The 8,152-nt window shown below is 64.2% G+C and carries 5 protein-coding genes; 2 read left to right on the top strand and 3 right to left on the bottom strand.

The features are described 5' to 3' along the window. The coding region (locus tag Q0O40_RS14380) for an ACT domain-containing protein (protein ID WP_295531325.1) at nt 1–292 on the top strand (292 nt) is incomplete at its 5' end. Between the two features lie 8 nt (nt 293–300). Here the strand turns inward: Q0O40_RS14380 and Q0O40_RS14375 are convergent. Continuing rightward, nucleotides 301–690, bottom strand: a complete 390-nt coding sequence (locus Q0O40_RS14375; RefSeq protein WP_295531323.1) for a hypothetical protein — start codon at nt 688–690, stop codon at nt 301–303. A gap of 133 nt (nt 691–823) precedes the next feature. On the opposite strand from Q0O40_RS14375, the gene glpX reads away from it, so the two are divergent. Continuing rightward, nucleotides 824–1,816 (top strand): class II fructose-bisphosphatase, encoded by a 993-nt coding sequence (gene glpX, locus Q0O40_RS14370; RefSeq protein WP_295531321.1) that lies wholly within the window; start codon nt 824–826, stop codon nt 1,814–1,816. Nucleotides 1,817–1,886: 70 nt separating this feature from the next. Here glpX and Q0O40_RS14365 read toward each other — a convergent pair whose 3' ends face one another. Beyond that, the gene (locus Q0O40_RS14365) at nt 1,887–3,686 is read right to left on the bottom strand and encodes a methyl-accepting chemotaxis protein (RefSeq protein ID WP_295531319.1); all 1,800 of its coding nucleotides are present in this window, start codon (nt 3,684–3,686) and stop codon (nt 1,887–1,889) included. Nucleotides 3,687–3,871: 185 nt separating this feature from the next. Further along, nucleotides 3,872–8,152, bottom strand: a 4,281-nt coding sequence (gene rpoC / locus Q0O40_RS14360) for a DNA-directed RNA polymerase subunit beta' (RefSeq protein ID WP_295531317.1), incomplete at its 5' end; no start/stop codon positions are given.

Here is an 8,152-nt window from a genome sequence, read left to right as displayed (position 1 = left end):
CGCGGCCCCCGCCGACACCGGCCACCGCACCGGCAAGGCGTACTTGCGCTTCATCGCCGCCGACCGGCCGGGCGTGCTGGCCGAGATCACCGCCGCCATGCGCGATGCCGGGGTCTCGATCGAGAGCCTCATCCAGACGGGCCGCGCCGCCGCCGGGAGCGATGACGATGTGCTGGTGGCGATGGTGACGCACGAGGGGCCGGAAAGCGCAATCGGCGAGGCGCTGCGCCTGCTCGAAGGATCAAGCAACCTCGGCGCCGCGCCGCTCGTGATGCATATCCTGAGCGACTAGCCCTAATCCTAAGGCGCGCGGATCTCGCCGCGCGCGATCTTGTCGGCATCCGAATCAGGCGGGGCTTCGGGAAGCGCCTTGAGATCGAAGTAGTACATCGGCACCGGCGCAGAACCGAGGCCGATGCAGCCGCGGCTGCAATCGCGCAGGCCGCTGACATTGGGCGCGCGCGGCATGCCGTCCTTGGTCGAGCGCGCCGATTCAAGTTCATCGCGCAAGGGCAGGCGTTCCTTGTCGCTGGCCGCCTTGCCGCCGCAAACGATGATCGTGCCATCGGCCGCCGGGATACCGCAGCGTTGCGGCTGCGGCGGCCCCTGCATCAGGCGCTGCGCGATCGCGGCAGACGCTTCGGCCGAGAGCGGAGCGGCCGCATCAGCCGCCTCAGCGGGCCTCGTCACGTCTTGCGCTACTGCGCGCTGCGGCCCGCCGCTCAGAATAACACATGCAAGCAACAAGCCCAGCCTCGACAACAATGCTTCCTCCCGTCTAGGACGCCTGCAACTCTGCGCTCAAGCATCCGAAGGAGTCAATGTGACTGAACCGACGCAAACCCCCACCGCCTCGCAAGTGCTCGACCGTGTTCTGGTGCTTGAGATGGTCCGCGTGACCGAAGCCGCAGCCATCGGCGCATCCAAGCTGATCGGGCGCGGGGATGAAAAGGCGGCGGATGCGGCAGCGGTCGAGGCGATGCGCGCCGCGTTCAACGAGCTTTACATGGATGGCACCGTGGTCATCGGCGAAGGCGAGCGCGACGAAGCGCCCATGCTCTATATCGGCGAGAAGGTCGGCTCTGCGCCGGGCAAGGGCCCCAAGATCGACATCGCGCTCGATCCGCTGGAAGGCACGACGATCACCGCCAAGGCGGGGCCCAATGCGCTGGCTGTGCTGGCCGTTGCCGAAGAAGGCGGGTTGCTCAATGCGCCCGACGTTTACATGGAGAAGCTGGCGGTCGGCCCCGGCTATCCGGAGGGGATCATCGATCTGGCCAAGTCGCCTAGCGACAACGTGCGCGCCGTGGCCGCCGCGAAAGGGGTCAACCCCGAAGACATCATCATCTGCGTGCTCGACCGGCCGCGCCATGCCGATCTGATCGCCGAACTGCGCGCGCTTGGCTGCGGCATCAGCCTGATCCCCGATGGCGACGTCGCCGGGGTGATCGCAGTGACCGACGAGGATACAGGCATCGACATGTACATGGGCACCGGCGGCGCGCCCGAGGGCGTGCTGGCGGCGGCGGCGCTGCGCTGCGTCGGCGGGCAGTTCAAGGCGCGACTGATTTTCCGCAACGACGATGAAAAGGAGCGCGCCTACAAGTGGGGCATCACCGATCTGAACAAGATCTACGACCTTCATGAGCTGGCCAAGGGCGACTGCATCTTCGCCGCGACCGGCGTGACCGATGGTTCGCTGCTCGCCGGGGTCAAGGTGCGCAAGGACGGCGTGATGACCACCGAAAGCGTGGTCATGCGTGCCAGTTCGGGCACCGTCCGCTGGGTCAAGGGCGAGCACCGCAAAGCGAAGTAACCAGCGGCGCGGTTTTTCTGGCCGCGCACGGCACCTCGCTGGTCCAAACCCAGTATCGCCGCGCCTCGTTTCAGCTTGCCAAGGCAAGCGGCATCGCCGGGTGCTGGATTTGCAGCGCTGACGTTCGGCGCAGTGTCGCGGGCTGGGAAACCACGGCAGGCCGTTCCGCCCCGTCGCGGGTGCGGAAGGTTTCGACCAGTTCGGTGAGGAGCTGGGCTTCGCTTGAAAGGCTGCGTGTCGCGGCCGAAGATTGCTCGACCATGGCGGCATTCTGCTGCGTCATCGGCTCCATGTCACCCATTGCGCCGTTTACCCCGACAAGGTTCTGGGCCTGACGTGTGGCCGAACTGGCAATGCCATCGATCAAGGCATTGATTTCCGACACGCGGCGCACGATCCCGACCAGCTTCTCGCCCGTCTGGCCAACCAGCGCGACACCGGCACCCACTTGCACTCCGCTGGTGGTGATCAGCTCCTTGATGCTTTGCGCGGCATCGGCGGAGCGCTGGGCCAAGGCGCGCACTTCGGTGGCGACGACGGCAAACCCGCGCCCAGCCTCGCCCGCACGCGCCGCCTCGACCCCGGCGTTGAGCGCCAGCAGATTGGTCTGAAAGGCAATGCCGTCGATCACCGCAATGATCTGGCCGATTTCCTTGGCGGACGTCTCGATCCGGGCCATGGCCTCGATCGCGCGCTCGACTACTTCGCCGCCATCGGTGGCCTCGCTGCGTGCGGCGGTGACGGCCTTTTGCACGGCGACCGCGCCCGCCGCGGTTTCGCTGACAATCGCGGTGACAGCGTTGAGCGCGCCGGCGGTCTCGGTGATGCGCGAAGCTTGCACTTCGTTGCGCGCCGCCAGATCATCGGCGGCGGCGCGGATTTCGCCAATGCTGCCCTGCACGCTGGCCGCGCCCACACGCACGGTGCGCAGCGCGCCGGCAAGCGCGTTGACCGCTTCATTGTAGTTGCGCCGAAGCGCTTCGTATGATTCGGGAAAGCGGTCGTCGACCCGGTACTCAAGGTCCTTGCTGGCGATCCGTTCCAGACCTTCGGTGAGCGCTGCCACGACGATCCGCTGTTCGGCGCTGGCCTGTTGGCGCGCCTTGCCATTCTCGCGGAATACCTCGATCGCTTGCGCCATCAGGCCGATCTCGTCGTTGCGTCCAGCGCCGTCCAGCATTTGGTCATAATCGCCCGAGGCCATGGCCGACATCGCGCTGGCCGTCGTTACCAGCGGCTCGACGATCTGCTGCTGCACGGCGCGCGCGCTCCACTGGATCGCACCGATCACCAGCAAGGCGACAATGCCGAGGAATGCGAGCGCCAGCTGGGTGTTGCGCCCATCGGTCTGCGCCGCCTCGGCGCGATATCTGGCCGAGAGCGCGACCAGCCGGGTCACCTGACCATGCTGATCGGCATAAGCAGGAGTGAGGCCATTGTTGAAGGCGGCGGCCATCGCGGCGCGATCGCCGCTGGTGAGCGCCGGAAGAAAGCGGCTGTCCATGACCTTCCAGAAGCGGTCTGCGGAACTCAACGTACCGTCGAGCGGCAAACGCATCGCCTCAGGCAGAACCGCAGCCTGCCAGTATGTTTTGCGTGCTTCATATTCGGCGCGCTCGGCCTTGATATCCGCGACATGGGGCGACGCCGCCTGCGGATCGAGCATGATCAAGGCGGCGTTCTTGTAAGGCTCGACGACAAAGGCAGGGGGCGGCAGAATATCCGCGACGAGCTCGCTCTGCAGCGCCTCGCGCATGGTGATCGGCCCGCCCGAGCGGACATAATAGACCACGATCGAAGCCACCGCGATCGAGACCAGCAGCAGGCCGATCAGGAACCGCGCGCCCAAACGTGCTTTGTGGCTTATCATAAGACATCCTCAGGCACAGCTGGCAAAATGCCGCCAAGACATTCTGCCCTGATACGCCCGCGAGCATTGACAATGCTGATCCGCACCCCCTGCGATGAATGCGTAACCAGAGCATCATGCATGAAAAAGCCCCGCCGGATTGCACCGGCGGGGCCTTTCGCTCTCTTTGGCTTGGCGGCGAAGACTTAGGCTTCGTCGCCCTTGATCAGGTAATCACCCGCATCGGCATCAAGCCCGTGGGTTTCGCCTTCGACCGCAGCCAGCGGATCGTCGCCAATGGCGGCTTCGGGGCCCTGCGCCAATTCGGCCGCATGCTCTTCCGCCGCGCTCGCCGGCGCGATCAGCGATTCCTGCAGCTTGCGATAGGATGCGCGCAGCGCCGCATCACGGCTGTTGGCGGCCACACGCATGCGGTTCATGCCCGCGCCCGTGCCCGCCGGGATGAGGCGGCCGACAATGACGTTCTCCTTCAGCCCGATCAGCGAGTCCTTCTTGCCTTCAACCGCCGCCTGCGTCAGCACGCGGGTGGTTTCCTGGAACGATGCCGCCGAAATGAACGAGCGCGTCTGCAAGCTGGCCTTGGTGATGCCAAGCAGCACCGGCTTGCCTTCGGCCGGACGCATGCCCGGCGCCAGCTTCACATTGTATTCGTTCATTTCCTCGAAATCGACCTGCTCGCCCGGCAGCAAGGTAGTGTCCCCGCCGTCAGTGATCTCGACCTTCTGCAGCATCTGGCGAACAATCACCTCGATGTGCTTGTCGTTGATCTTCACGCCCTGCAACCGGTAGACTTCCTGGATTTCCGCGACGAGGTATTCGGCCAAAGCCTCGACCCCGAGCACTTCCAGAATGTCATGCGGATCGGGCGAGCCCGAGATCAGGTTGTCGCCCTTCTTGACGAAGTCGCCTTCCTGAACGTCGATCACCTTGGACTTGGGGATCAGGTACTCGACCGGATCGCCCTCTTCCGGGATGATCGCGATCTTGCGCTTGGCCTTGTAGTCGCGGACGAATTCGATCCGGCCCGAAATCTTGGCAATGATCGCGTTATCCTTGGGCTTGCGTGCTTCGAACAGCTCGGCCACCCGCGGCAGACCGCCGGTGATGTCGCGTGTCTTGGCAGCTTCGCGGCTGGCGCGCGCGAGCACGTCGCCCGCCTGCACCATCTGGCCATCCTCGACCGACAGCGTCGTCCCCGGCGCCATCAGATAGCGCGCGGCCTCGCTCGCATCCTCACCCATCAATGTCAGGCGCGGACGCAGGTCTTCCTTCTTGCCGCGCCCACCGACGCGGTTTTCGGTAACCACGCGCTGGGCAATGCCCGTGGCGTCATCGACCAGCTCGGTCAGGGTGCGGCCATCGACCATGTCCTGGTAGCGCACGATGCCGGACTTTTCGGTGATAATCGGCAGGGTGAACGGGTCCCACTCGGCCAGCCGTTCGCCCAGCGCCACGGTGGCGCCGTTCTCAAGCAGCAGATGCGTACCATAAGGCACACGGTGCATCGCGCGCTCGCGGCCCTCGTTGTCGAGCACCACGATCTCGCCATTGCGGGCGAGCGACAACCGCCGGCCGCGCGAATCGATGATCGTCGGGATGTCGCGGTAGACAACCGAGCCATCGCAAATCGCCTCGAGGTTCGATTGCTCGTTGACCTGTGCCGCACCGCCGATGTGGAAGGTGCGCATGGTGAGCTGCGTACCCGGCTCGCCAATCGACTGCGCGGCGATCACACCAACCGCCTCGCCGATGTTGACCGGAGTACCGCGCGCCAGATCGCGGCCATAGCAAGTGCCGCAGACACCGACCTGCGCCTCGCAGATCAACGGCGAACGAATGCGCGCGGCCTGCATGCCAGCCGCCTCGATCCGCGCCACGGTCGGCTCATCGAGCAAGGTGCCCTTGGCCACAAGCACCGTGCCGGTCTTGGCCTCGACCATATCCTCGGCCAAGGTGCGCCCGAGAATGCGCTCGCCCAGCGAGGCAATCACCGAACCACCCTGAACGATCGCGCGCATTTCCAGCGCGCGCTCGGTGCCGCAATCCTCGACCGTGACCACGCAATCCTGCGACACATCGACCAGACGGCGCGTCAGGTAGCCCGAGTTCGCGGTCTTGAGCGCGGTATCGGCCAGACCCTTGCGCGCGCCGTGCGTCGAGTTGAAGTATTCAAGGACGGTGAGCCCTTCCTTGAAGTTCGAGATGATCGGCGTTTCGATGATCTCGCCCGAAGGCTTGGCCATCAGCCCGCGCATACCCGCCAGCTGCTTCATCTGCGTTGGCGAACCACGCGCGCCGGAGTGCGACATCATGTAGATCGAATTGACCTGCGCCTCGCGGCCATTGGCGTCCTTGGGGGTGGCCTTGATCTCTTCCATCATGGCCGCCGCCACCTGATCGCCGCAGCGGCTCCAGGCGTCGATCACCTTGTTATACTTTTCCTGCTGCGTGATCAGGCCGTCCTGATACTGCTGCTCGTAATCGGCGACGAGATCCTTGGTCTCGGCGACCAGCGGGATCTTGGCGTCCGGGATGATCATGTCGTCCTTGCCGAACGAAATGCCCGCCTTGAACGCATTGCGGAAGCCCAGGCTCATGATCGCATCGGCGAACAGCACCGTGTCCTTCTGGCCGGTGTGGCGATAGACCTGATCGATAACGTCGGCGATTTCCTTCTTGGTGAGCAGGCGATTGACCAGCTCGAAGGGAACCGTGCTGCTCTTGGGCAGGCATTCGCCGATCAGCATGCGGCCCGGGGTGGTTTCATACCGCTTGAGGTACTGCTTGCCCTTTTCGTCGGTCTGCGGAACGCGCGCGGTGATCTTCGAGTGCATGGTGACAGCGCCGGCGAACAGCGCCTGATGCACTTCGGCCATATCGGCCAGCAGCATGCCCTCGCCCGGCTCGCCCTGGCGGTCCATCGAGAGATAGTAGAGCCCCAAGACCATGTCCTGCGACGGCACGATGATCGGCTTGCCGTTGGCGGGGCTGAGAATGTTATTGGTCGACATCATCAGCACGCGCGCTTCGAGCTGGGCTTCCAGCGAAAGCGGCACGTGGACCGCCACCTGGTCGCCGTCGAAGTCGGCGTTGAACGCCGAGCAGACCAGCGGGTGAAGCTGGATCGCCTTGCCCTCGATCAGCACGGGCTCGAACGCCTGAATGCCCAGACGGTGCAAAGTCGGCGCGCGGTTGAGCATCACGGGATGCTCGCGGATCACCTCGTCGAGGATGTCCCAGACTTCCTTGCGCTCCTTTTCGACCCACTTCTTGGCCTGCTTCAGGGTCATCGACAGACCCTTGGCGTCGAGGCGGGCGTAGATGAACGGCTTGAACAGCTCGAGCGCCATCTTCTTGGGCAACCCGCACTGGTGCAGCTTGAGCTCAGGCCCGGTGACGATGACCGAACGGCCCGAATAATCGACGCGCTTGCCGAGCAGGTTCTGACGGAAGCGGCCCTGCTTGCCCTTGAGCATGTCGGAGAGCGACTTCAGCGGACGCTTGTTAGCACCCGTAATGATGCGGCCGCGGCGGCCGTTGTCGAACAAGGCGTCGACTGCTTCTTGCAGCATGCGCTTTTCGTTGCGCACGATGATGTCCGGCGCGCGCAGTTCGATCAGGCGCTTCAAGCGGTTGTTGCGGTTGATCACGCGGCGATAGAGATCGTTCAAGTCCGAGGTCGCAAAGCGGCCACCATCGAGCGGCACCAGCGGGCGCAACTCTGGCGGAATAACCGGCACAACGTCGAGGATCATCCATTCGGGACGATTGCCCGAATCGATGAACGATTCCACGACCTTGAGCCGCTTGATGATCTTCTTGGGCTTGAGTTCTGACTTGGTCTCGGAAAGCTCCTTGAGCAGCTCTTCCTTCTCCTGGACCATATCGAGGTCCATCAGCATGTGCTTGACTGCTTCCGCGCCGATCCCGGCCGAAAATGCGTCCTCGCCGTACTGGTCCTGCGCGTCGAGCAGTTCGTCTTCGGTGAGCAGCTGGTAGCGCTCGAGCGGGGTGATGCCCGGCTCGATCACGACATAGCTCTCGAAGTACAGAATGCGCTCAAGCTGCTTGAGCTGCATGTCGAGCAGCAAGCCAATGCGGCTCGGCAGCGACTTCAGGAACCAGATGTGCGCCACCGGCGCGGCGAGTTCGATGTGCCCCATGCGCTCGCGGCGCACTTTGGTGACAGTAACCTCGACGCCGCACTTTTCGCAGACGACGCCCTTGTACTTCATGCGCTTGTACTTGCCGCACAGGCACTCGTAGTCCTTCACCGGGCCGAAGATGCGCGCGCAGAACAGACCGTCACGCTCAGGCTTGAACGTGCGATAGTTGATCGTCTCGGGCTTCTTGATCTCGCCGAACGACCACGAGCGAATGCGCTCGGGGCTCGCCAGACCGATCTGGATCTGGTCGAAAGTTTCGGGCTTGGCGATCTGGTTGGTGAACTTGGTAAGGTCGTTCAT

The organism is Novosphingobium sp. Chol11 (genome assembly GCF_945870625.1).
Lineage (GTDB): Bacteria > Pseudomonadota > Alphaproteobacteria > Sphingomonadales > Sphingomonadaceae > Novosphingobium.
The sequence above is the reverse complement of the archived record's forward strand: the minus strand, read 5'-3'. Positions and strand labels throughout refer to the sequence as shown.